A 23,971-nucleotide genomic window follows, 5' to 3' on the forward strand; every position below is an offset into this window, starting at 1 on the left:
GGAGCCCCGGTCCGCAGCGGCGGACCGGGGCTCCTTCGTATGCCGGGCGGTCCGGCTACTTCTTGTCGATGATCTTCAGCGACAGCTGTCCGTTGCTGGCGAAGTAGGGACGCAGCTCGTGCCGGGCGCCGGCGACGGCGGTGGGCACGGAGGACAGCCGGTTGCGCCAGCCGCTCTTCGGCTTGGTCTCCACGGAGGCGGGGACGGGGGCGCCGGACTGCTTCACCACCGGGTACGGGTAGGTGAAGACGTCCATCGGGACGAGCACGTCGGTGGCCAGCTTGCAGACCCGGATCCGCGGGGAGTCCTGGTCGGGCAGGAGCCACATGTCCCAGACGTCCTCGGTGCCGGGCTGGTGGAGACGGGCCGCGGCGGCGTTGTCCAGGGTGGCGGTGAAGCGTCCGTCGGCGCCGGCCTTCACCGGGAAGGTGAAGTTCTTGTCGGCGTCCTGGCGGTGGACGGCCTCGATCACGCTCTTCGCGCCGGGCGCGACGCCCCAGGCGGCGGCGTCGACGGTGATCGAGGTGGAGCCGGCCTTCAGGGCCGCGACCTCCACGTGCTGGGCGCGCACCCGGCTCTGCACCCGCAGGGTGCCGTCCGTGTGGGCGTGCGGCAGCAGCAGCGAGAGGGCGGGGCCCTCGGTGCGGGGGAGCTTCAGCGACAGGAGCTGGAGGGTGTCGCAGCCGGAGGAGCGCAGCGGCATGTCGAAGCCCGCGGCGCGGATCTGCAGCTGCCAGTCGCCCTCGACGAGCCTGCCGAGCGAGGGGACCACGGCCTCGTCGCCGACGAAGGGGACGACGACCTCGTCGGCCTTCTTGCGGACGTCCTTGCAGACCAGCTGGGCGCCGCTGTCGGCGGGCAGGCCCTCGACCGTCACCCGGACGTCGCCCTGCGGGGTGACCACGGCGGCGGCCGTGCGGGGGATCGCCCGGCGGGCCCGCATGGTCTCCACGAGCTCCTCGAAGCGGGCGGCCGTCGCGGCCTCGTGGAAGCGGACGACGTTGGCCACCGCGGCGGCCGCCATCTTCCGGCGCAGGTCCTCGTCGGCGATCAGCTTCTCGATGTGCTCGGCGAGCGCCTTCTTGTCGCCGAGCGGCACGACGTAGCCGTCCTCGCCCTGCTTGATGATGTTGCGCGGGCCGTGCGGGGCGTCGTAGCAGACCGCGGGCAGGCCGGCCGCCATCGCCTCGACGGTGACGTTGCCGAAGGCCTCCAGGTGGGAGGGGAGGACGAAGATGGAGCCCTTGGCGAACTCGGGGGTGACCGGGGTGGCCGGGCCCATCAGGAAGACCTGGTTGTTGCTGTCGCTCTCGTCGATCTTCTTGCGCAGGTTGGCGCGCTCGGGGCCGGAGCCGTAGATCCGCAGGCTCCAGTCCGGGTGGCGCGGCGCGACCGAGGAGAAGGCCTCGATGAGGTCGGCGAAGCCCTTGTGCGGCTTGAGCAGGCCGGCCGTGACGACGATCTTGTTGTCGCCGGTGGACATCTGGCCCTCGTGCGCCGGGATGCAGTTGGGCATCGGCGAGAGCAGGTGGGTCACGGCGGGGACGACGCCGGCGATGGTGCGGCACTCGTCCGGCGTCGGCGCGGTGATCGCGTCCATCTGCGGGTAGGCGTCCCGGAAGAGGGCGTCCCGGATGTGCGGGCCGTACCGCGCGGGGCGCGAGTGCTCCATCGCGACCTTGAGGAAGTCGCGGTCCGAGTGGGCCAGCATGATGGTGATCTTGGGGTTGTTGCTGACCACGACGTCGGCGTCGGTGGTGGCCAGGTACTCCATCAGCCGCTTCTCGCCCAGACGGCTGATCCACGGCTTCTTGTCCGTGGGTTCGTTCGGGTAGATGTGCGGGAAGACGTCGATCTGCGGGTCGTCGCCGTCGTAGGTGTGGGAGTGCTTCCGGTAGTCGGTCAGGGCGATGGTCTTCACCCGGGGGTCGAGCGGGAAGAACGCCTGGTCGCGGTTGCGGCGGAGCGCCACCAGCTCGACCTCGTGGTCCTCCACGAGGGCCTTGGCCAGGTTGTGGATGGCGCTCACTACGCCGCCGATGTGACAGCGGTCCACCAGGATGAAGGATATTTTCACGCCGAGCCTCGATGTCTACGGGTGGAGGGGCCCCGGGGGGAGGGGCATGCGGGACGTGCGTCGAGCACGGAGGTGACGCACCTTAGGTTACGGGGCCGTGACCCGGAAGCGGGGCCGGTCCGTCCGCCACCGTACGGATGCCCAGGGGCCGCCGTCCCGTAACGCCTTGGTATCGGCCGCCGCGACCGGAACCCGATGGTCGGCCCGGCTCGTCGTTCTGGGCATGAACACGGAAAACCCGGGCTGTCTCACGGGGGTGGCGCGCGCCATCGCCCTCGTCGTCGTCCTGCCCCTCCGGCTGGTCTGGGACGCCCTCGCCTGGTGTTTCCGGCAGCTGTGGCGCTGGATCCTCGCCCCGGTCGGCCGCGCGCTGGGGTGGCTCCTGCGCCATCTGGTCGTCATCCCCCTCGGATGGCTCTGGGAGTGGGTCCTCGTCCCGGTCGGCCGCGCGCTGGGGTGGCTCCTCCACCATCTGGTCGTCATTCCCCTCCAATGGCTGTGGGAATGGGTCCTCCTCCCCGTCGGCAAGGCCCTCTGGTGGGTCGTCGACCTCCTCGTCGTCACCCCGCTCCGCCTGCTCTGGCGGTACGTGCTCGGCCCCGTCTGCCGCTTCGTCGGCGCCGCCCTCGCCTGGGCCTGGCGGATCGCCGGGCGGATCTCGCGGGCCGTCGGCCGGGTGATCCGCCGGTCGCTGTGGATCGCGATCGGCCTCCCCTTCGCCTGGGCGTACCGGGTGGTCCTCACTCCGGTGGGCCACTGGCTGCGCACCTGGGTGTGGGCGCCGCTCGCCTCCCTCGGGCGCGCCGTCCGCACCGCCACCCGCGACGTGTGGACCGCCCTCTTCGGCGGCCCCCGCTGACCCGCCCGCCCGCCTCCCGGACGCCCCGCCCGGGAACCCGAGGTGGCCCGGGCGCGTACTCTGGGTAGTACAACGAACGTCCACGGCGCGGCGCCCGCCCCCGAGATCTCCCCGCCCCGGGCGGGGGTGGTCCGGGCGGGAGCCCACGGGACGTCCCGAGAGCTTCCGGGCGGAGCGCCACCCGCGCCCGCCCCGCACCGAGGAGAAGAACCACTGGGCAAGCGACAGCCCGAAGGCCCGCCGCCCGCACCGGCGGTGCAGCGCATCCGTCTGCGCTACACCAAGCGCGGCCGCCTCCGGTTCACCAGCCACCGCGACTTCCAGCGCGCCTTCGAGCGCGCCCTGCGCCGCGCCGAGGTGCCCATGGCGTACTCGGCCGGCTTCACCCCGCACCCCAAGGTGTCGTACGCCAACGCCGCCCCCACGGGTACGGGCTCCGAGGCCGAGTTCCTGGAGATCGCCCTCACCGAGCACCGCGACCCCGAGATCCTGCGGGCCCTGCTCGACGAGTCCCTCCCGGCCGGGCTCGACATCACCGACGCCGTGGAGGCCCGCACCTCCGGGCTCGCCGACCGGCTCACCGCCTCCGTGTGGGAGCTCCGGCTCGACGGCGTCGCCGTCGACGACGCCCGCAAGGCCGTCGACGCCTTCCTCGCCGCCGAGACGGTGGAGGTGCAGCGCAAGACCAAGAACGGCATCCGTACCTTCGACACCCGCTCCGCGGTCGCCGGCCTCGTCGCGGACCGTCCCCAGGGCGATCCCCAGGGTGATAGGCCCGCCACCGATGCCTGTGCGATACTGCGGCTGGTTGTTCGGCACGTGACACCTGCCGTGCGACCCGACGACGTCCTGTCCGGTCTCCGAGCTGTGGCCGACCTGGCGCCGCCGGTCCCCGCAGCGGTGACCAGGCTGGCGCAGGGGCTCTTCGACGAGGAGTCCGGCACGGTGACCGACCCGCTCGCGCCCGACCGCGAGGCAGTCACGGCCGCCCCATCCACGGCCGCCGCGACCGCCCCGGCGACGGCGCCGGAGGCAGGCCCCGCGTAGGGGACGACGTCGAGCGCAGCCCTGGCACTCGGGAGCCACCTGGGTCGGGCAGCGCACTGACCAGAAGACTTTCGCCAGGCCGTACGCATCGGGCGTACGGAACCGGCGAGCCAGACATTCAGCTCCCGTGCGGCGCCCGCGCCCCGGACGGCGGCACCGCGCACGAAGCGCGTCCGTGCCGCCCACCGGAATCCGACGCGGCGCCCGGGAGCGTGACGGGAGAACCGCCCGCATGCTCGAAAACACCAACGAGACCACCGAGAACAACGACAGCGACGCACCCGGCGACAAGCTGCCGCCGCGCCGCAGGCGCCGCGCCGCCTCCCGGCCCGCCGGCCCGCCGGTGAAGGCCGTCGGCGAGACCGCCGAGGCCGCCGCCGAGGTCGTGGAGCCCACCGCGGCCCCGGCCGCCGAGGAGCCGGCCGCCGAGGCCGCCCCGGCCCGGACCCGCCGCCGCGCCACCCGCAAGACCGCCGCCCCGGAGGCCCCCGAGGCCCCGGTCGAGGAGCCCGCCGCCGAGGCCCCGGCAGCCGAGCCCGCCGTCGGGGCGGAGCAGCCCGCCGAGGCCGCCCCGGCCCGCACCCGCCGCCGCGCCACCCGCAAGGCCACCGCGTCCGCGACCGCCCCGGCCGCCGACGAGGCGCCCGCCGAGGAGACCGCCGAGCCCGTCCCCGCCGAGGCCCCGGCCGAGCCCGAGGCCGCCCCGGCACGCCCGCGCCGCCGCGCCACCCGACGCGCCAGCGCCCCGGCCACCTCCCCGGCCCCGGTCGAGGAGCCCGCCGCCGAGGCCCCGGCAGCCGAGCCCGCCATCGAGGCGGAGCAGCCCGCCGAGGCCGCCCCGGCCCGCACCCGCCGCCGCGCCACCCGTCGCTCCACCGCCCCCGAGGTCACCCCGGACGTGGCGGCCGAGCTCGCCGCGCCCACCTCCGGCGAGGAGCTGCCCCAGGACACCGTCGAGGAGATCGCCTCCCACGCCGCCGACGTCGCCGCCGCCGAGGCCGCCGCCACCCGCGGCCGCGGCCGTCGCCGCGTCAGCACGCCGCAGTTCACCTCCGAGCCGCCCACGGCCGAGGAGGCCCCGCGCCGCCGCCGCGCCGAGCGCCCGGCCCTCGCCGTCTTCCAGGCCCCCGTCTTCGCCGAGCCGATGTTCCAGACGCCGGAGACCGCCGCCTTCGCCGCCGCCGCGGTCGAGGCCGAGGTCGAGGAGGAGCCGGAGGAGGCCGAGGAGACCGTCGTCGAGACGGTCGAGGCCGTCGAGCCCGCCGAGACCGGCACCCGCCGCCGTCGCCGCCGTCGCGGCGAGCCCGTCGCGGTCGAGCCCGTCCCGTCGACCGTCGCCGACGAGCCCGAGGTCGAGCACGTCGCCGACGAGACCGAGGCCGAGGCCGAGGACACCGAGGAGGGCGACGACGCCGACGAGTACGGCGACCGTCCCTCCCGCCGCCGCCGTCGGGGCGGCCGTCGCCGCCGCCGCGGCGAGTCCGCCGAGGCGGAGGACGCCGAGGAGGGCGACGAGTCCGACGAGCCGCACGCCGAGGACGAGGCGGAGGCCGAGGACGCCGACGACGAGTCCGGCTTCGGCGGCTCCAGCAGCTCCCGTCGCCGTCGCCGCCGTCGCCGCCGCAGCGGTGACGCCTCCGGCGAGGCCGAGACCACCGAAGAGGACGGCGTCCGCACGGTCGTCAAGGTCCGCGAGCCCCGCCCGGCCCGCGAGAAGGCCGAGCCCGGCACCGGTGCGGACGAGGTCCAGTCCATCAAGGGCTCCACCCGCCTGGAGGCCAAGAAGCAGCGCCGCCGCGAGGGCCGCGAGCAGGGCCGCCGCCGCGTCCCGATCATCACCGAGGCCGAGTTCCTCGCCCGCCGCGAGGCCGTCGAGCGCGTGATGGTCGTCCGCCAGAACGGCGAGCGCACCCAGATCGGCGTCCTGGAAGACAACGTGCTCGTCGAGCACTACGTCAACAAGGAGCAGGCCACCTCGTACGTCGGCAACGTCTACCTGGGCAAGGTCCAGAACGTGCTGCCGTCGATGGAGGCCGCCTTCGTCGACATCGGCAAGGGCCGCAACGCCGTCCTGTACGCCGGCGAGGTCAACTTCGAGGCGCTCGGCATGGGCCACGGCCCGCGCCGCATCGAGTCCGCCCTCAAGTCCGGCCAGTCCGTCCTGGTGCAGGTCACCAAGGACCCGATCGGCCACAAGGGCGCCCGCCTCACCAGCCAGGTCTCCCTGCCCGGCCGCTACCTCGTGTACGTCCCCGAGGGCTCGATGACCGGCATCAGCCGCAAGCTCCCGGACACCGAGCGCGCCCGTCTGAAGACCATCCTCAAGAAGATCGTCCCCGAGGACGCGGGCGTCATCGTGCGCACCGCCGCCGAGGGCGCGAGCGAGGACGAGCTGCGCCGCGACGTCGAGCGCCTCCAGGCGCAGTGGGCCGACATCCAGAAGAAGGCGAGCCAGATCTCGACGTCCGCGCCGAGCCTGCTCTACGGCGAGCCGGACATGACCGTCCGGGTCGTCCGCGACATCTTCAACGAGGACTTCTCCAAGGTCATCGTGAGCGGTGACGACGCCTGGGAGACCATCCACGGCTACGTCTCGCACGTCGCGCCCGACCTGGCCGACCGCCTCCAGCGCTGGACCAGCGAGGTCGACGTCTTCGCCACCTACCGGATCGACGAGCAGCTGATGAAGGCGCTCGACCGGAAGGTCTGGCTGCCGTCCGGCGGCTCGCTGGTGATCGACAAGACCGAGGCGATGATCGTCGTCGACGTCAACACCGGCAAGTTCACCGGCCAGGGCGGCAACCTGGAGGAGACCGTCACCAGGAACAACCTGGAGGCGGCCGAGGAGATCGTGCGCCAGCTGCGCCTGCGCGACCTCGGCGGCATCGTCGTCATCGACTTCATCGACATGGTCCTGGAGTCCAACCGCGACCTGGTGCTCCGCCGCCTCCTGGAGTGCCTGGGCCGCGACCGGACCAAGCACCAGGTGGCCGAGGTCACCTCGCTGGGCCTGGTCCAGATGACCCGCAAGCGGGTCGGCCAGGGCCTCCTGGAGTCCTTCTCCGAGACCTGCGTCCACTGCAACGGCCGCGGTGTCATCGTCCACATGGAGCAGCCGGCCACGCACGGCGGCGGCGGTGGCGGCAAGCGCTCGAAGAAGCGCGGCCGCGGCGGAGAGGGCCACGACCACGCCCACGACCACGAGACGCACGAGGCCGAGGCCTCCGCGGAGACCGAGGCCGAGGTCGCGGCCGAGCTGGCCGCCCCGGTGGCCGTGCCGGTCCCGATCGCACCGGACGAGGAGCTGTACGGCAGCGTCGCCGAGGCCGAGGCCGCCGCGACCCGGGGCCGTGGCCGCCGCCGGGTCACCCGCAAGGTGACCGCGCCGGTGACCCCGACCCCCGCCCCCGCCCCGACCCCGATCGCGGAGCCGGAGCCCGTCGCGCCGGAGCCCGTCGTGGCCGAGGCCGCGCCGGAGCCGGTCGTGGAGGCCGCCGAGACGGTGGAGGCGGCGCCCGCGCCCCGTACCCGCCGCCGCGCGACCCGCCGCGCGACCTCCCCGGTCGTGTCGACGGCCGCCGAGGCCGTCGCCGCGGGGCCGGAGGCCGCGCCGGAGCCGGTCGTGGAGACCGCGCCCGAGCCGGTCGTCGAGCCGGTCGTCGAGCCCGTCACCGAGCCCGTCGCCGAGGAGGCCCCCGCGGCCGCCGCGCCGCGGGCCCGCCGCCGGGTGGTCCGCAAGGCCACCGCCCCGGCCGGCGCCCCCGCCGGTGCCGAGGCCGCCGAGATCGTGGTGGCCTCGGCCGCCCCGGCCGAGGAGCCGCAGGCGGACACCGAGCCGGAGGCCGAGGCCGCGCCGGCGGCCAAGAAGGCCGCCCGGAAGACGGCGAAGAAGGCCACCGCCAAGAAGGCCGCCACCAAGAAGACGGCGGCCAAGAAGACGGCGGCGAAGAAGACCGTCGCCAAGAAGACCACGGCCAAGAAGGCCGCGGAGAAGACCGCGGCCCCGGCCCAGGACTGAGCCGGTCCCGCCCCGGTGGCCCCCCTCCCGAGGGGGGCCACCGGGGCGGTCCGCACCCGGACGGGCGAATTTGACCCCCTGTGGCAGGCGCCCGTAACCTAGACCGTCGGCGTGTCTATGACGCGCCGCTCCTCTGAGCACCCCCCTCCCGCCCGCCGGGAGAGGCCGCTCGTCCGATCCGGATCGTCGTGGGCCCCCGGGCCCGCGCGTGGGTGGCTGGCGTCAGAGGTCCCGTTTCCGAGTGAGAGAGAGATCCGCGTGTACGCCATCGTGCGCAGCGGTGGTCGCCAGCACAAGGTTGCTGTCGGCGACATCGTTGAGGTTGACAAGATTTCCACCGCCAAGATCGGCGACACGGTCGAGCTCTCGACCCTGCTCGTCGTCGACGGCGACGCCGTGACCAGCGACCCGTGGGTCCTGGCGGGCATCAAGGTCGAGGCCGAGGTCGTGGACCACACCAAGGGCGCCAAGATCGACATCCTGCGCTACAAGAACAAGACCGGCTACCGCCGTCGCCAGGGTCACCGTCAGCAGTACACGGCGATCAAGGTCACGTCCATCCCGTCGGCCGCGAAGTAAAGAGGGACTGAGCAATGGCACACAAGAAGGGCGCATCGTCCACCCGGAACGGTCGCGATTCCAACGCCCAGCGGCTCGGCGTGAAGCGCTTCGGCGGTCAGGTCGTCAACGCCGGTGAGATCCTGGTCCGCCAGCGCGGCACCCACTTCCACCCGGGCTCGGGTGTCGGTCGCGGTGGCGACGACACGCTGTTCGCCCTGCAGGCCGGTTCGGTGCAGTTCGGCACCTTCCGTGGCCGCAAGGTCGTGAACATCGTTCCGGTCGCCTGATCGGACGCTTTGCGGAGGCGGACCTCACTTCCCGGCTGGGAAGAGGGTCCGCCTTTCGCGTGTTACTAGATAGACATTCCCGTACATAGCTTTCCCGTACTTCGCTCTTCTGGAGGCACAGAACCATGACCACCTTCGTGGACCGCGTCGAGCTGCACGTCGCCGCGGGTAACGGGGGCCACGGCTGCGCCTCCGTTCACCGGGAGAAGTTCAAGCCGCTCGGCGGCCCCGACGGCGGCAACGGCGGCCGCGGCGGCGACGTGATCCTGGTCGTCGACCAGTCCGTCACCACGCTCCTCGAGTACCACCACTCGCCGCACCGCAAGGCCACCAACGGCAAGCCCGGCGAGGGCGGCAACCGCGCGGGCAAGGACGGCCAGGACCTCGTCCTGTACGTGCCCGACGGCACCGTCGTCCTCGACAAGAAGGGCGAGGTCCTCGCCGACCTCGTCGGCCACGGCACGACGTACGTCGCCGCCGAGGGCGGCCGGGGCGGCCTCGGCAACGCCGCGCTCTCCTCCGCCCGCCGCAAGGCCCCCGGCTTCGCGCTGCTCGGCGTGCCCGGCGACCTCCAGGACATCGTCCTGGAGCTGAAGACCGTCGCCGACGTGGCGCTCGTCGGCTACCCCAGCGCTGGCAAGTCCTCCCTCATCTCGGTGCTCTCGGCCGCCAAGCCGAAGATCGCGGACTACCCCTTCACGACCCTGGTCCCGAACCTGGGCGTGGTGACGGCCGGCTCGACCGTCTACACGATCGCCGACGTCCCCGGCCTCATCCCCGGCGCCAGCCAGGGCCGCGGCCTCGGCCTGGAGTTCCTGCGCCACGTCGAGCGCTGCTCGGTCCTCGTCCACGTCCTCGACACGGCGACGCTGGAGTCCGACCGCGACCCGGTCACCGACCTCGACGTCATCGAGGAGGAGCTGAAGCAGTACGGCGGCCTCGACGACCGTCCGCGCATCGTCGTCCTCAACAAGATCGACATCCCGGACGGCCAGGACCTCGCGGACATGATCCGCCCGGACCTGGAGGAGCGCGGCTACCGCGTCTTCGAGGTCTCCGCGGTCGCCCGCACCGGCCTGAAGGAGCTCTCCTTCGCCCTCGCCGACATCGTCGGCAAGGCCCGCGCCGCGAAGCCGAAGGAGGAGGCGACCCGCATCGTCATCCGCCCGAAGGCCGTCGACGACGCCGGCTTCACCGTCACGTACGAGGAGCACGAGGACGTCTACCGGGTGCGCGGCGAGAAGCCGGAGCGCTGGGTCCGCCAGACCGACTTCAACAACGACGAGGCCGTCGGCTACCTCGCCGACCGCCTCAACCGCCTCGGCGTCGAGGACGCGCTGATGAAGGCCGGCGCCCGCGCCGGCGACGGCGTCGCCATCGGCTCCGAGGAGAACGCGGTCGTCTTCGACTGGGAGCCCACCGTCATGGCCGGCGCCGAGATGCTCGGCCGCCGAGGCGAGGACCACCGCCTCGACGCCCCCCGCCCCGCCGTGCAGCGCCGCCGCGACCGCGACGCGGAGCGGGACGACGCTGAGCGCGAGTACGACGAGTTCAACCCGTTCTAGCGGGACCCCGCGACGCGGAACGGGCGGACGCCCCGTTCCGGCGGGACCCCGCGACGCGGAGCGCGAGGACGACGAGTCCACCCCGTTCCAGCGGGACCTCGACCGTGCCGGGACCCCCGGCGGCTTCGGCCGCCGGGGGTCCCGGCGTGTCCGGACCCTCGCCGCCGGGGGCGGTCGGTCCGTCCCACGAACGGGTGAGACTCACCGCGCGGGGCGCGTCGACGCACGCGCCCGCGCGCACCCCGGCCCGCGCCCGGGCCCACCGCTCCCCGCCCGCCGTGAGCGGCTTCGACGGGCGTCGGCGCGGCCCGCCCGGCGGACCCGGCCCGGGCGGCGAACGCCGAGGTCATGGGCGGGGCCCGGTCCCCGACCCGGTGACGGCTCCGCCGGGAGCCGGACGGTGACCGGCGGCGGAGCCCGTACGGCCGTCCCCTCCGCGGCCACGGACGGGCCCCCGGATCCGCCGCCTCGACAGGGCTTCCGCACCCCTTCCCGCGCGCCGAAGGTGATTTGCCTTCGATGGGGGGCCTTGCCACTATGTGGCGCCCGACTGTCAACCCCCAGAACGGAAGCCGGGATTGTCGTGAGTGACGCCTTGCTGCCCTACGCGGTGGGTGCCGCGAAACGAGCCCGGCGGGTGGCGGTGCGGATGCGCCGCCGGGTCGAGCGCCTGCACACCGCGCCGGCGTTCGGCGGGGGGATCCCGCCCCGGCCCGCGCTCCGTCCGCTCCACCTCTCCGTCCTCGGCGGCCGCACCCTCAACGCCGCCCTGGTCCCGCCGCCCGGCACCGAGGTCGCCTCCGCCCGGCTCGAACTCACCCGCGGCGGCCGCGTCCACCGGCTGCCCCTGGAGCTCGAACCGCAGCCCGACGGCACGCTCCTGCTCACCGTGACCACGGCCCTCCGCTTCGCCGACGCCCCCACCCCCGCCGACACGGACGCCGGCACCGGCCCGGGCGCCGGAGCCGACACCGGCCTCGCCCTCACCCCCGGTCTGTGGCGTGTTGGCGCCGTCCTCACCCGCCCCGACGGGCAGGAGCAGCGCGCCGGCGTCGCCGCCGTGCCGCTCCCCGCGACCGACGGCCCCATCGCCCCCGTCTCGCCCGACCCGGCCGGCGGCGCGCACTTCCGGCTGATGCGCTCGGTCGACGGCTTCGCCGTCCTCAAGATCCGCGCCCCCGCCCACCAGGCCGAACTGGACACCTTCGCCCTCCGCTGGGACCGGATCACGGTCCGCGGCCGGGTCGTCGCCCCGCAGGCCCCGCCCGCCGCGTACACCGCCCAGGCGGTCCGCCGGGGCGGCGGCGCCGTCGTCCAGGCCCCGCTGGAGTGGGACGGCGACGCCTTCGCCTTCGACCTCCCGCTCGCCGGCATGGTCTCCGGGCGCAAGGCCCTCCGCTGGGACATCCAGCTCCAGCAGGGACGCACCGGCCTCAAGATCGGCCGCCGGCTCACCGACCTGCGCCGGCGCAACCAGGTGATCCGCACCTCGTTCCGGATCATCGCCCTGGAAGACGGCTCGCTCCTCCGAGTGCATGCCTACATCACCTCGGCCGGGGCGCTCGCCGTCTCCTGCGTCGGGTTCGAAGGCGCCCCCGACGGCGCGGAGGAACGCGTATGAAGATCACCATCCTGCTCACCTGGGGCGACGCCATGGGCGGCACCGAGATGGCCGCCTACACCCAGGCCGCCCAGCTGATGCCGCGTCACGAGGTGGAGATCCTCAGCGTGTTCAGGACGGAGGAGGAGCCGTTCCTGCCGGAGGCGAAGGGGGTGCGGATCCGCTATCTGGTCGACCGCACCGGCCGCTCGCCACGCCCGGTCCGCCCCTCCACGCTCACCGCGGGGGAGTGCGAGGCGCTCGCCAAGCTGCCCAGTGAGCTGATCGCGACCGCCTGGGAGCCCACCTTCGACCGGCTCTCCGACATCGAGATGACCGCCGCCCTCTCCGGTCTCGACGCGGACGTCCTCGTCACCACCACCCCCGCCCTGATGGCCGCCGCCGTGACCCTCGCCCCCGCCCGGGTCGCCGTCGTCCACCAGGAGCACCGGGTCTCCCAGCTGCGCGGCGCCACCGGCGAACCGCTCCTCACCCACGCGCCCCGGCTCGACGCCCTGGTGTCGCTCACCGAGCTCACCACCGACTGGTTCGCCGAGTCGCTCGGCACCGCCGCCCCGCGTCTCGCCACCATCCCCAACGCCATGCCCGAGGGGTACCGGCCGCGCTCCGACCTCGGTTCGAAGACCGTCGTGGTGGCCGGCCGGCTGGTCCCGGAGAAGCAACTCGACCACGCCATCCAGGCCTTCTCCGACATCGCGGGCGACCACCCCGGCTGGACGCTGCGGATCTTCGGAGACGGCCCCCAGCTGGCCGCCCTGCGCCGGCTCGTCGAGGGCCTCGGCGTGCACGACCGGGTCGAGCTCGTGGGCCGCAGCCGCCGGATGGCCGAGGAGTGGGCCACGGCCGCGGTCTGCCTGATGCCCTCGCGCGTCGAGTCCTTCGGCCTGGTGATGCTGGAGGCGTTCACCGCGGGCGTCCCGGTCGTCGCGTACGACACCCTCACCGGGCCCTCCCAGATCGTCCGCCACGAGGTGGACGGCCTCCTCGTCCCCGCCGACGACATCGCCTCGCTCGGCGCGGCCCTCTCCCGGCTGATGGGCGACGACGCACTGCGCGCCGGCTACGGCGCCGCCGCCCGCGCCGGGGCCCGCGAGCGCTTCGCCCCGGAGCTCGTCACCGCCCGCTGGGACGAGCTCTTCGGCGCGCTGCACGCCGAGGGTCCGGCCACCCGCGCCGCCGCCCGCGCCGACCGCGCCGCCCACCGGGTCGCCGCCGGCGGCAGCCGCAGCTTCGCCGTCTCCGCGCCGATCAGCAGGCTCTCGCCCTCCGCCGACGAGCAGAAGGCCCGCGAGGTCATCCTCCAGGCCAAGGACCCCAAGTCCCTGGTCCGTTCGGCCGGCCGGCTCGCCGAGGTCCGCGACGACGTGCCGTCCTGGCGGATGGGCGAGATCAACCTGGAGCTCACCGCCCAGGCCCTGGAGCGGCACGGCGTCCCCTTCGTCCTGCTCCACGACCCCACCACCGTCGGCCACCGCCTCGCCGTCCGCGAGCCCGACCGGGAGCGCGCGCTGCGCGCCCTCGGCACCGAGCTGCACGGGCGGGCCGTCTACGCCGAGCTGGTCGCCCCCCGTACCGCCGCTCCCGGCGCCCGGCTCGCCGAGACCCTCACCCACGCCCCCGACGTCGCCGGCGTCCGGATCTTCAAGCCGCTCGTCAGCGACAGCCGGACCCTCAGGTACGGGCCGGTGTACGGCTGCGGCGTCGAGTTCTGGACCGAGGAGGAGGACGGCACCGGCTGGTACACCGCCCCCCGCGGCACCACCCTGGTCGGCCCCCGCCTGCCCTCCCTCGACGGGGACGCCCGGGTCTCCGTGGCCGGCCGGGAGTACCCGACCCTGCGGGTCTTCACCAAGAAGCTCATGTGGAACGTCGACTTCCCCGTCGACGCCGTCTACACCTGGGTCGACGACACCGACCCCGTGTGGCGGGCCAAGCGCGACGCCGCCCGCCGGGAGCGGGGACTCGCCGCGGACGACGCCCAGTCCGGCGACGTCCGCTTCCGCAACCGCGACGAGCTGCGCTACTCGCTGCGCTCCCTCGCCGCGCACGCCCCCTGGATCCGGCGGATCTTCCTCGTCACCGACGACCAGACGCCGTCCTGGCTGGACACCTCCCACCCGTCGATCGAGGTGGTCGACCACCGGGAGCTCTTCGCCGACCCGGCATGGCTGCCCAGCTTCAACTCGCACGCCATCGAGTCGCAGCTCCACCGCGTCGAGGGCCTGGCGGAGCACTTCCTCTACGTCAACGACGACGTCTTCTTCGGCCGCCCGCTCGCCCCGAACAAGTTCTTCCAGTCGAACGGCAACTCGCTCTTCTTCCGCTCGCCGACCGCCGTCCCGCCCGGCGACGTCACGGAGGAGACCGAGGGCTACTTCGTCGCCGCCAAGAACAACCAGACGCTCCTGGAGGAGGCCTTCGGCCGGGTCGCCACCCACGGCTTCCTGCACACCCCGCACCCGCTGCGGCGCAGCGTCCTCGCGGAGATCGCCGAGCGCTGGCCGGAGGAGACCGCGCGGACCGCCGCGACGCCGTTCCGCGGCCGGGACGACCTGTCGATCACCTCCTCGCTCCACCACCACTACGGCTATCTGACGGGCAAGGCGTCCCCCGGCGGCATCTCCGCCGCCTACACCAACATCGGCGACTACAAGCACCACGTGGCGCTGAGCCGCCTCCTCGCCGCCCGCCACCGGGACGTCATCTGCATCGGCGAGTCCGCGGAGGCGGAGGTGCCGCTGGACGAGCAGGACCGGGTGCTGCGCGCCTTCCTGGAGGCGTATTTCCCGGTGCGCTCGCCGTACGAGAAGGGCTGAGGGAGCCGCGTACGCGTGGAGGGGGCGGGGGTGTGTGGCGTGGGCGCGTACGCGTGAGGGGGGCGCCCGGCTCGGGCACCCCCCTCGTCCCGCGTACCGCTAGCGCTTCTCGTACGGGCTCGGGACCGGGAAGTACGCCTCCAGGAACGGGGTGATGAGGTCCTTCTGGCCGCCCGCGTCCTGCTCCGTCGAGACCGTGTCGTTGACGCAGAAGACCGCCCGGTCGCGCTGGGCGAGGAGCCGGCCGAGCCGGGTCTCCGTCCAGGGGTGGGTCAGGTCCAGGTATGCGTACGGCAGGTCGTTCGAGGGGACCGCCCGGCCGGTGTGGAAGGCGTAGTAGTGGTGGAGCGAGGAGGCGATCGAGATGTCGTCCACGCTGCGGAAGCGGTTCGACTCGGTGCGCCGGTACTCGGCGGCGAACTCCGTCTCGATCTCGGCCAGCACGCTGCGCCGCAGCGGATGCGGCATGTGCTTCATCTTCTGCACCAGGACGGAGCCGTACCGCTGCTCGATCAGCCGCCGGTTGTTCTTGCCCGCGGCGGCCACCGGCGGGTCGTCGACGCTCCGCTCGCCCAGCGGCACCAGCGCGGGGGAGGGGAAGAACTTGGTGAGCCCGCTGGAGTGGAAGAAGTCCCGGGGGGTCACCTCGCGGCTGAGCATGACGTCGTCGTTGAGGTAGAGGAAGTGCTCGGCCAGACCGTCGATGTGGTGCAGCTGCGACTCGATCGCGTGCGAGTTGAAGGTCGGCAGCACCTCGGGCGAGCGGAAGATCTCCTTGTGCGAGACGACCCGCAGACCGGGGACGGTGGTGTCCAGCCAGGCCGGCGTCTGGTCGTCGGTGACCAGGAAGACGGTCCGCACCCAGGGCGCGTAGAGGTGGAGCGAGCGGAGCGAGTAGCGCAGCTCGTCGCGGCTGAGGTAGCGGGCCGCGTTCGCCGCCTCCGCGTGGTAGCCCTCACCGGTGTACTCGGCGCGCCGCCGCAGCCACTCCGGGTCCGCCCCGTCCACCCAGGTGTAGACGACGTCGACGGGGAAGGTGACCTGGTCGCTGCGGACGACGGCGGTCTCGGCGCGGGCCGGCACGAGCGGAGCGCCGTCGGGGGCGGTCCTGGCGCCGGGCCGGACGTCGGTGAAGTCGGTGAAGCAGGACTCCGGGGCGTCGACCAGCGTGCCCTCGCAGGGGAGGCAGGCGGTGATCCGGCCGGGGCGGGGCGCGGTCAGCTCGCGGCCCTCCCGGCGCCAGAACTCCACGTCGCAGCCGTACGGCTCGCCGAGCTTGAGCTGGTGGGTGGGGTCGGCGCGGTACCAGGTCAGCCGCAGGACGGCGGCGGTACGCAGCCGGTGCCAGGTCGCCGCGGCGAAGCCGGGCCGGGAGCCGCCGCCGACCGCGCCGTTCCCGCTCACCGGGCTCGCGTAGCCGGGCTCGCGCTCGCACGCGGCGGCGAGGGCGGCGAGCACGGCGGCCCGGTCCTCCTCGCGCACGGCCACCGCGGAGGAGGTGTCCGACTTGCCGGGGACGCAGAAGTGCGGGACGCCGGCCGTGGCGAGGGCGCCGAGCACCGCGTCCAGATTGGCCCGGCGGGCCCGCAGCGGGGTGATCCCCTCGGCGACGAGCGCCACCTTCGGCTCGCGGCCGACGCTGATCACCGCGCGGTCGGGGCCGGCGGTGAGTGCCGCGTACCGCCGGGCCAGCCGGTTCAGGCGGAGCCGTTCGGCGGCGGCCGTCCCGCCGGCGATGCGCAGCTTCACGCGGCGGCGCACATCGGCGTCCAGCTGCGCGACGACGGCCCGTCGCACGCGGTCGGGAACGGCTCGGCGGTAGACCCCCAGCAGCCGGGGTGACTCGGGATTTCGCACTGCTGTTTACTCCTCGAACACAGGCATATGCGGAGAGTGAGCAGCACCAGTATGCAGCCTCCGAGGGCTGCCCCCAGGGCGCGCGAGCACTGCTCACGCGCCCCCTCGCGGCGCCGTGCGCCTGCGTCGGGACGCAGGCGTTTCGACGCTCCGGCGGCCAGCAGGTACGGTGTGTTTCCGCGGTGGATGTCCGCGATGCTCAGCGACAAGGGATGTGGGGAGAGCATGACGTACCTGATCACCGGTGGTGCCGGTTACATCGGCGCGCACGTGGTCCGGGCCATGACGGCGGCGGGGGAGCGGGTGGTCGTCCTCGACGACCTGTCGACCGGCTACGCGCACCGGGTGCCCGAAGGCGTACCGCTGGTCGTCGGATCCACCCTCGACCGCGAGCTGCTCGACCGGACGCTCGCCGAGCACGGCGTCACCGGCGTCGTCCACCTCGCCGCGAAGAAGCAGGTCGGCGAGTCCGTCGAGCTGCCGCTGCACTACTACCGCGAGAACGTCGTCGGCCTCACCGTCCTCCTGGAGGCGGTCGCCGCCGCCGGCGTGCGCAACTTCCTCTTCTCCTCCTCCGCCGCCGTGTACGGCATGCCGGACGTCGACCTCGTCACCGAGGACACCCTCTGCGCCCCGCTCAGCCCGTACGGCGAGACCAAGCTCGCGGGCGAGTGGCTGGTCCGCGCGGCCGGCCGGGCGCACGGCATCGCGACGGCCTGCCTGCGCTACTTCAACGTGGCCGGCGCCGCCACCCCCGAGCTCGCCGACACCGGCGTCTTCAACCTGGTGCCGATGGTCTTCGAGCGGCTCGACGCCGGCGAGGCGCCGCGCGTCTTCGGCGACGACTACGCCACCCCGGACGGCACCTGCATCCGCGACTACATCCACGTCGAGGACCTCGCCGACGCCCACCTCGTCGCCGCCCGTAAGCTCGCCGAGTGGGCCGAGGCCGGCGAGCCGCGCGACCTCACCGTGAACATCGGCCGCGGCGAGGGCGTCTCCGTCACCGAGATGGTCGCCCTGATCAACGAGATCACCGAGCACACCACCGAGCCCGTCGTCACCCCGCGCCGCCCCGGCGACCCGGCCCGTGTCGTCGCCTCCGCCGACCGCATCGCCGCCGAGCTCGGCTGGAAGGCCCGCTACGACGTCCGCGACATGATCGGCTCCGCCTGGACCGGCTGGACCGCCCGCCGCGGCGCGAACGTCTGACCCGACCAGACCGCCCGCCGAGGCGCGAACGTCTGACCCGACCGGACCCCGCACGGCCCTCTCGTACCCGGCGTACGAGGGGGCCGTTCGCCGTGCGGGCGTCGCCCCCTCGGCATGCGCCGTTCATCTCGCGGCGATCTGATGGGCCCATGCGAGACCAGCTCGGCCAGATCATCCGCTTCGGCGTGGTGGGCGGGATCAACACCGGCACCTTCTTCGGCTGCTACCTGCTGCTCCACCCCTGGATGCCGTACTTCGCCGCGTACACCCTCGCCTTCCTGCTCAGCATGGTGGGCTCCTTCTTCCTCAACACGTACTTCACCTACCGCACCCGCCCCACCTGGAAGAAGTTCGCCCTCTTCCCGCTCACCAACGTCACCAACTACGTGGTGCAGAGCGCCGGCCTGTACGCGCTCGTCACCTGGGCCGGAATGGACGACCGGATCGCGCCACTCGTGGCCGCCGTCGTCGCCATCCCCTTCACCTACGTCATCTCCCGCCGGATCCTCGTCACCCGGGTCCCCGCACCGGAGACGGAGGCGGAGGCGGCGGCGGGCGCGGCCGGGACCGTGGCACCGGAGGGCGGCGGACCGGCGGGGCGGGCCGGGTCGCCGGAGGCCGACCGGGCTCCGAGGGGAGGCGGGCCCGAGCACGACGGCGCTCCACGGCGAGGCGGGCCCGGGCTCGGCGGTCCGGAGGGCGGAATGGAGGAGCGGCGGCCGTCCCGGCTCGCGTAGATTGCCCCTCGCGACCGTGCCGGGAGCGCACGGCGCCGTAACAGCGAGCGAGGACGGCCCAGGTGGCGACGGAGATGGCGACGGTGCAGCAGGACATGAACCGACAGGACGCGACTCCGCGGACCTCGACCCCGCCGTCCGTGACCCGCCCGTTCGTCACCGAGGCCCGCCGGATCGTCGTCAAGGTCGGCTCCTCCTCCCTCACCACCGCCGCCGGCGGCCTCGACGCCGACCGGGTCGACGCCCTCGTCGACGTCCTCGCCAAGGTCCGCAGCGGCGGCGAGAAGGAGGTCGTCCTGGTCTCCTCCGGTGCCATCGCCGCCGGCCTCGCCCCGCTCGGCCTCACCCGCCGCCCCAAGGACCTGGCCCGCCAGCAGGCCGCCGCCAGCGTCGGCCAGGGCCTCCTCGTCGCCCGCTACACCGCCTCCTTCGCCCGCTACGGCGTCCGCGTCGGCCAGGTGCTGCTCACCACCGACGACACCAGCCGCCGCGCCCACTACCGCAACGCCTACCGCACCCTCGACCAGCTCCTCGCCATGGGCGCGCTGCCGGTCGTCAACGAGAACGACACCGTCGCCACCGACGAGATCCGCTTCGGCGACAACGACCGGCTCGCCGCCCTCGTCGCCCACCTCGTCCGCGCCGACCTCCTCGTCCTCCTCTCCGACGTCGACGGCCTCTACGACGGCGACCCCGCCAAGCCCGGCACCTCCCGGATCGCCGAGGTCACCGGCCCGCAGTCCATCGCCCACGTCGAGATCGGCTCCGCCGGCAAGGCCGGCGTCGGCACCGGCGGCATGGTCACCAAGGTCGAGGCCGCCCGGATCGCGGCCGCCGCCGGCATCCCCGTCGTCCTCACCTCCGCCAGCCGCGCCGCCGACGCCCTCGCCGGACGCGACACCGGCACGTACTTCCAGCGCACCGGGCGCCGCTCCGCCGACCGCCTCCTCTGGCTCGCCCACGCCTCCACCCCGCAGGGCTCCCTCGCCCTGGACGACGGAGCCGTCCGGGCCGTCGTCGAAGGCAAGAAATCGCTGCTCGCCGCCGGTGTCGCCGCCGTCGAGGGCGACTTCGTCGCCGGTGACCCGGTCGAGCTCCGCGACGGCGCCGGCCGCCCCGTCGCCCGCGGCCTCGTCAACTTCGACGCCAAGGAACTCCCCCGGATGCTGGGCCGCTCCACACACGAACTCGCCCGGGAGCTCGGCCCGGAGTACGAGCGCGAGGTCGTCCACCGCGACGACCTCGTCGTCCTCGGCTGACACCGTCCGAGACAGTGTCCGGAACCCCGTGCGGAAGCCCTTGCGAAACCCCCGCCGAAACGGCTGAAACTCCTGCCATCCGGAAGGGACCTTTACCAAAACCGCCCCATGCGACGGCTCGGACTGGTCAACTTTGTCCCGGGGGTAATGAGCAACGCGGGGTACAGCACCACACGCATCACACAGGAGGCCGCCGGTGAGACGAGCGCGCCCAGGGGCATCGCCCCGCGGGACGGCCGAACGCGCCCTGACGAGTGTCGGGGCCGGAGCCGACTTCGACGCGGCACAGGACACGGCCACGGAAGGCGAGAGCACAGCAGCCGAGACGGGCACACGGGACGGCGGCGCGGGGGAGCGCCCGCTGTCCAAGCTGTGGCACGTCACGCTCAGCGTGTCCGGCGTCGAGTCACCGCTGCAGGAGGTGCGCCGCGGGCTCGAACAGCTGGCTCACGACCACCCCTTCCTGCTGACCAGCCGCTACGCCAACGACCACGCCGAGATCCGGTACTGGGAGGAGGCCCGCGACCTGCACGACGCGGCCGCCGTCGCCCTCCGGCTCTGGGGCGAGCACCGGCAGACGGCGAAGCTCCCCCCGTGGGAGATCGTCGGCCTCGAGGTCATCGACCGGGAGACCTACCACCAGCGGATCGCGGAGGGCTACGGCCCGCCGCCCGCCGCCCCGGTCGGAGTCCACCCCTACTGACCGGCCGGGGGCCCGGGACCTGACGGGCCGGGTCCCCGCCGTCCGTACGGTGGCACGGGCGCGTCTCGCACTGCGGGATGCGCCCGTCGTACGTGCGGGCGGGACCGGCCCGTGCCAGTACCCTGCGGGCATGACCTCGCTCACGCCCCTCGACAACCTCACCCCGGTCACCCGGGCCGCCTACCGGGCCCGTGGCGCCGCCGCACAGATCGCGCCACTGCCGCGCTCGGCCAAGGACGAAGCCCTCCTCGCGATCGCGGACGCCCTCGAGGTCCGCACCGCCGAGATCGTCGAGGCCAACGCCGAGGACATCGCGAAGGCCCGCGAGGCCGGCACCAGCGAGTCGATCATCGACCGGCTCACGCTGACCCCGGAGCGGGTCCGCGCCATCGCCGCCGACGTCCGCCACGTCGCCGCCCTGCCCGACCCCGTCGGTGAGGTCGTCCGCGGCTCGACGCTCCCCAACGGGATCGACCTCCGCCAGGTCCGGGTCCCCCTCGGCGTCGTCGGCATCATCTACGAGGCCCGGCCCAACGTCACCGTGGACGCCGCCGCCCTCTGCCTCAAGGCCGGCAACGCCGTCCTGCTCCGCGGCTCCTCCTCCGCCTACGCTTCCAACACCGCCCTCGTCACGGTCCTCCGCGACGCGGTCGGCGGCGCGGGCCTGCCCGCCGACGCCGTCCAGCTCGTCCCCGGCGAGTCCCGCGACTCCGTCCGCGAGCTGATGCGCGCCCGCGGCCTCGTCGACGTCCTCATCCCGCGCGGCGGAGCCTCCCTCATCCGCACGGTCGTCGAGGAGTCCACCGTCCCGGTCATCGAGACCGGCACCGGCAACTGCCACGTCTACGTCGACGCCACCGCCGACCTCGACATGGCCGTCGACATCCTGATCAACTCCAAGGCCCAGCGGGTCAGCGTCTGCAACGCCGCCGAGACCCTCCTCGTCCACCAGGACATCGCCGACGCCTTCCTGCCCCGCGCCCTCGACGCGCTGGCCGAGGCCGGCGTCACCGTACACGCCGACGAGCGGGTCCTCGCCCGCGCCGAGGGCACCAAGGCCACCGTCGTCCCGGCCACCACCGAGGACTGGGAGACCGAGTACCTCTCCCACGACATCGCCGCCGCCGTGGTCGATTCCCTCGACAAGGCCGTCGAGCACATCCGCATGTGGACCTCCGGCCACACCGAGGCCATCGTCACCACCTCGCAGGCCGCCGCACGCCGCTTCACCCAGCTGGTCGACTCCACCACGGTCGCCGTGAACGCCTCCACCCGCTTCACGGACGGCGGACAGTTCGGCTTCGGCGCGGAGATCGGCATCTCCACCCAGAAGCTCCACGCCCGAGGCCCCATGGGCCTTCCGGAGCTCACCTCCACCAAGTACATCGTCACCGGCGACGGTCACATCCGGTAACACCATCCCGCACACCTCCTTTCGGTACGGGCGGGGAGACTTCGCACTCTCCCTGCCCAAATCCACGGAGCCGGTCTACTCTGAATCCGTGCCGGACGACGTGGGGGGCAGGTCCCCGAACGGCTGGGAGCCCGACGACGAGCGCGGAGGCGCCGACGAGGGCCGCTGGGACGTGGTCTTCGACGAGGAGTTCGTCCGGGCCGCCGCGGTCCACGAACCCTCCGCCGTCGAACGCCTCCTCGCCGCGGCCCAGGCCCGTGCCGAAGCCGAGTCCGCCCGCGCCCGGGCCCTCCGGGCAGCCGGGGACGACGACCTCTACGACGAGGGCCGCGACCCCGTCGGCCTCACCTACGAACCCGACGACATCGGCGACGACGCCAGCCCCTACGGCCGCCACGGCGGCGCCCTGCGCCCCTACCGGGGCAGCGCCCGCTGGCACCGCCCCGTCGCCTGGCTCCTCGCCCTGCTGATGGGCATCGGCATGGTCGCCCTCGCCTTCACCGCCGTCTACCGGGGCGCCGTCGCCAACCGGCAGGACCAGCTCCCCCCGGCCTCCACCGGCGTCGACCAGCCCAATCCGGCTCCGCCCGCCGCCTCGCCGGCCGCCGCGCCCCCGGTGCCGGTGCTCACCGGCACCCCGGCCACCGCGGCCGCCCCGAGGGCGACCGCCCCCGCGGCCGACGGCCGCCGCACGACTCCGCCGGCCCCCGCCGCACCCCTCACCCCCTGACACCACCCGGACGGCCGCGCCCGCCTGCCCCGAACCACCACCCCGACGGCGGAATTCTTCCGAACTTGTCGTGTACCTGGGCGTTTACCGAAGCCCCCGCCGACCTACCCTGAAGGTATGGCAGGGCGTGGCGACCCGCCTGAGGGGACTCCCGAGGGACTCCCCGGCGGTGAGGACGAGTACCGAGCCGTCGTCTTCGACGAGGCGTTCGTCCGCGCTGCCCGCCTCCAGGAGTTCTCGGCCCAGGAACGGATGGGGGAGCATGCGCTCGCCGTCCGCAGCCGCCCCGGCGGCACCGGCCGCCGCCGTGGTTCGGGCCAGGCCCTCCTGCTGGTCCTGCTGATCGTCCTCGCCTTCGGCATGGCCGTCTACCTCGGCCTCCGCAACCCCTACCAGCCGCCGCCCGACCAGCGCGCCGAGCCGCTCCGCACCACCGTCGTCCCGCTCGCCCCGCAGGGCCCCGTGCCCGGCGGCGACCCCGCCAGGCTCCTCGCCCGCAGCCCCGCCGCCGAGTACCGCGCCGGCGCCGCCGGCATCAACCTCCCCGTCGCCGCCCGCACCACCCACTTCTCCGAGGGCCAGGTCGTCACCGCCCTCAGCATCGCCAAGGACTACCTCGTCGCCTCCTCCCTGGAGCCCGACGTCCTCGCGAGCCGGACCGTCCGGCCCGCCCGCCTGCTGCTCGATCCCGACCAGCTCGCCCAGTTCGACCGGAGCGTGGCCTCACCCGCCGACGACGGCCGGCACGCCGTCGCCGCCTGGGTGATCCGCTTCGACCCCGCCCGCGTGAGCCCCGCCGGCGCCGCGCCCCGCGTGCAGGGCACCCTCCGCTTCGCCGAGAGCACCCCGGACACCCTGGACGTCACCGCCGACCACACCTTCACCTACGCGCTGCGCCCCGCCGACCGGGCCCCGGGCGACGCCACCGCCGCCTCCCTCTTCACGGTCCACCGCACCCTGCACCTCCGCTTCGACCGCGAGGACCTGCGCATGCACCGGGCCGAGCTGCTGACCAGCACCGTCGAGGCAGGGCCACAGGCGTGCGGCACCGACACCGGAGGCGGACTCAGCCCGCTCCTGGCCGGAGCCGAGGCCCCGGCCAGGACCGGACCGGCCCTCACCGACCCGTACGCCACCCGCCGCCCCGCGGCCCCCGCGCTCTGCGGAGCCCTCGCCCCCGCCGCGCAGCCCAGGCCCTGACGCATCCC

General features: G+C 74.1%; 16 protein-coding genes and 1 pseudogene. 15 read left to right on the forward strand and 2 right to left on the reverse strand.

The window, feature by feature from the left end; translation table 11 throughout:
* Positions 1-55: 55 nt before the first annotated feature.
* Entirely contained in the window at positions 56-2,056 is a 2,001-nt protein-coding gene (locus tag ACF1BN_RS05610) for a glycosyltransferase (protein WP_392330278.1), read from the reverse strand.
* 244 nt (positions 2,057-2,300) lie between these two features.
* Here ACF1BN_RS05610 and ACF1BN_RS05615 point away from each other — a divergent pair, with 244 nt between their 5' ends.
* The 8 genes from ACF1BN_RS05615 (at position 2,301) to ACF1BN_RS05650 (ending at position 14,851) form a co-directional block, all read left to right on the forward strand.
* Positions 2,301-2,936, forward strand: coding sequence for a hypothetical protein (locus tag ACF1BN_RS05615; RefSeq protein ID WP_392330279.1), 636 nt, complete (start codon positions 2,301-2,303; stop codon positions 2,934-2,936).
* 255 nt (positions 2,937-3,191) lie between these two features.
* The gene (locus tag ACF1BN_RS05620) at positions 3,192-3,983 is read left to right on the forward strand and encodes a TIGR03936 family radical SAM-associated protein (RefSeq protein ID WP_392330280.1); all 792 of its coding nucleotides are present in this window, start codon (positions 3,192-3,194) and stop codon (positions 3,981-3,983) included.
* Positions 3,984-4,215: 232 nt separating this feature from the next.
* Positions 4,216-8,001: a ribonuclease E/G gene (locus ACF1BN_RS05625; protein ID WP_392330281.1), complete on the forward strand. Its 3,786-nt coding sequence runs from the start codon at positions 4,216-4,218 to the stop codon at positions 7,999-8,001.
* Positions 8,002-8,259: 258 nt separating this feature from the next.
* Positions 8,260-8,580, forward strand: coding sequence for a 50S ribosomal protein L21 (gene rplU, locus ACF1BN_RS05630; RefSeq protein ID WP_392330282.1), 321 nt, complete (start codon positions 8,260-8,262; stop codon positions 8,578-8,580).
* Positions 8,581-8,594: 14 nt separating this feature from the next.
* Entirely contained in the window at positions 8,595-8,849 is a 255-nt protein-coding gene (gene rpmA, locus ACF1BN_RS05635; protein WP_030494090.1) for a 50S ribosomal protein L27, read from the forward strand.
* A 125-nt stretch (positions 8,850-8,974) separates the two neighbouring features.
* A complete protein-coding gene (obgE, locus tag ACF1BN_RS05640; protein ID WP_376605782.1) occupies positions 8,975-10,414 on the forward strand; it encodes a GTPase ObgE in 1,440 nt (479 codons plus the stop codon).
* Between the two features lie 583 nt (positions 10,415-10,997).
* Positions 10,998-12,035 (forward strand): hypothetical protein, encoded by a 1,038-nt coding sequence (locus ACF1BN_RS05645; protein WP_392330283.1) that lies wholly within the window; start codon positions 10,998-11,000, stop codon positions 12,033-12,035.
* On the forward strand, positions 12,032-14,851 hold the full coding sequence (locus ACF1BN_RS05650) for a stealth conserved region 3 domain-containing protein (RefSeq protein WP_392330284.1): 2,820 nt from the start codon (positions 12,032-12,034) through the stop codon (positions 14,849-14,851). The genes ACF1BN_RS05645 and ACF1BN_RS05650 overlap by 4 nt, the downstream gene beginning before the upstream one ends.
* A 99-nt stretch (positions 14,852-14,950) precedes the next feature.
* Here the strand turns inward: ACF1BN_RS05650 and ACF1BN_RS05655 are convergent, their stop codons facing one another.
* Entirely contained in the window at positions 14,951-16,708 is a 1,758-nt protein-coding gene (locus ACF1BN_RS05655) for a stealth family protein (protein ID WP_392330285.1), read from the reverse strand.
* Positions 16,709-16,933: 225 nt separating this feature from the next.
* Between ACF1BN_RS05655 and galE the strand changes: the two genes are divergently transcribed.
* From galE to ACF1BN_RS05690, 7 genes and pseudogenes are all read left to right on the forward strand, one after another.
* The gene (gene galE / locus ACF1BN_RS05660) at positions 16,934-17,920 is read left to right on the forward strand and encodes a UDP-glucose 4-epimerase GalE (protein ID WP_392330286.1); all 987 of its coding nucleotides are present in this window, start codon (positions 16,934-16,936) and stop codon (positions 17,918-17,920) included.
* Between the two features lie 149 nt (positions 17,921-18,069).
* A pseudogene (locus ACF1BN_RS05665) lies at positions 18,070-18,459 on the forward strand (GtrA family protein); the annotation flags it as partial.
* A gap of 293 nt (positions 18,460-18,752) precedes the next feature.
* Complete coding sequence (proB, locus tag ACF1BN_RS05670) at positions 18,753-19,916, forward strand: glutamate 5-kinase (protein WP_392330491.1); 1,164 nt, start codon at positions 18,753-18,755, stop codon at positions 19,914-19,916.
* A 196-nt stretch (positions 19,917-20,112) separates the two neighbouring features.
* A complete protein-coding gene (locus tag ACF1BN_RS05675) occupies positions 20,113-20,619 on the forward strand; it encodes a hypothetical protein (protein WP_392330287.1) in 507 nt (168 codons plus the stop codon).
* Between the two features lie 130 nt (positions 20,620-20,749).
* Positions 20,750-22,033, forward strand: coding sequence for a glutamate-5-semialdehyde dehydrogenase (locus ACF1BN_RS05680; RefSeq protein ID WP_392330288.1), 1,284 nt, complete (start codon positions 20,750-20,752; stop codon positions 22,031-22,033).
* An 88-nt stretch (positions 22,034-22,121) separates the two neighbouring features.
* A complete protein-coding gene (locus ACF1BN_RS05685) occupies positions 22,122-22,763 on the forward strand; it encodes a hypothetical protein (RefSeq protein ID WP_392330289.1) in 642 nt (213 codons plus the stop codon).
* 117 nt (positions 22,764-22,880) lie between these two features.
* Positions 22,881-23,963, forward strand: a complete 1,083-nt coding sequence (locus ACF1BN_RS05690; RefSeq protein WP_392330290.1) for a hypothetical protein — start codon at positions 22,881-22,883, stop codon at positions 23,961-23,963.
* The last annotated feature ends 8 nt before the right edge of the window (positions 23,964-23,971 follow it).

Origin of the sequence: Streptomyces sp. NPDC014861, assembly GCF_043081625.1 — a bacterium.
In the GTDB taxonomy this organism is placed as follows: Bacteria; Actinomycetota; Actinomycetes; order Streptomycetales; family Streptomycetaceae; genus Streptomyces.

What these genes read in the sequence shown, in the direction of transcription:
- ACF1BN_RS05615 (WP_392330279.1), top strand. Translation starts at nt 2,301, where the DNA reads ATGAACACGGAAAACCCGGGCTGTCTCACGGGGGTGGCGCGCGCCATC.
- ACF1BN_RS05625 (WP_392330281.1), top strand. Translation starts at nt 4,216, where the DNA reads ATGCTCGAAAACACCAACGAGACCACCGAGAACAACGACAGCGACGCA.
- rpmA (WP_030494090.1), top strand. Translation starts at nt 8,595, where the DNA reads ATGGCACACAAGAAGGGCGCATCGTCCACCCGGAACGGTCGCGATTCC.
- obgE (WP_376605782.1), top strand. Translation starts at nt 8,975, where the DNA reads ATGACCACCTTCGTGGACCGCGTCGAGCTGCACGTCGCCGCGGGTAAC.
- ACF1BN_RS05650 (WP_392330284.1), top strand. Translation starts at nt 12,032, where the DNA reads ATGAAGATCACCATCCTGCTCACCTGGGGCGACGCCATGGGCGGCACC.
- galE (WP_392330286.1), top strand. Translation starts at nt 16,934, where the DNA reads ATGACGTACCTGATCACCGGTGGTGCCGGTTACATCGGCGCGCACGTG.
- proB (WP_392330491.1), top strand. Translation starts at nt 18,753, where the DNA reads ATGAACCGACAGGACGCGACTCCGCGGACCTCGACCCCGCCGTCCGTG.
- ACF1BN_RS05680 (WP_392330288.1), top strand. Translation starts at nt 20,750, where the DNA reads ATGACCTCGCTCACGCCCCTCGACAACCTCACCCCGGTCACCCGGGCC.
- ACF1BN_RS05690 (WP_392330290.1), top strand. Translation starts at nt 22,881, where the DNA reads ATGGCAGGGCGTGGCGACCCGCCTGAGGGGACTCCCGAGGGACTCCCC.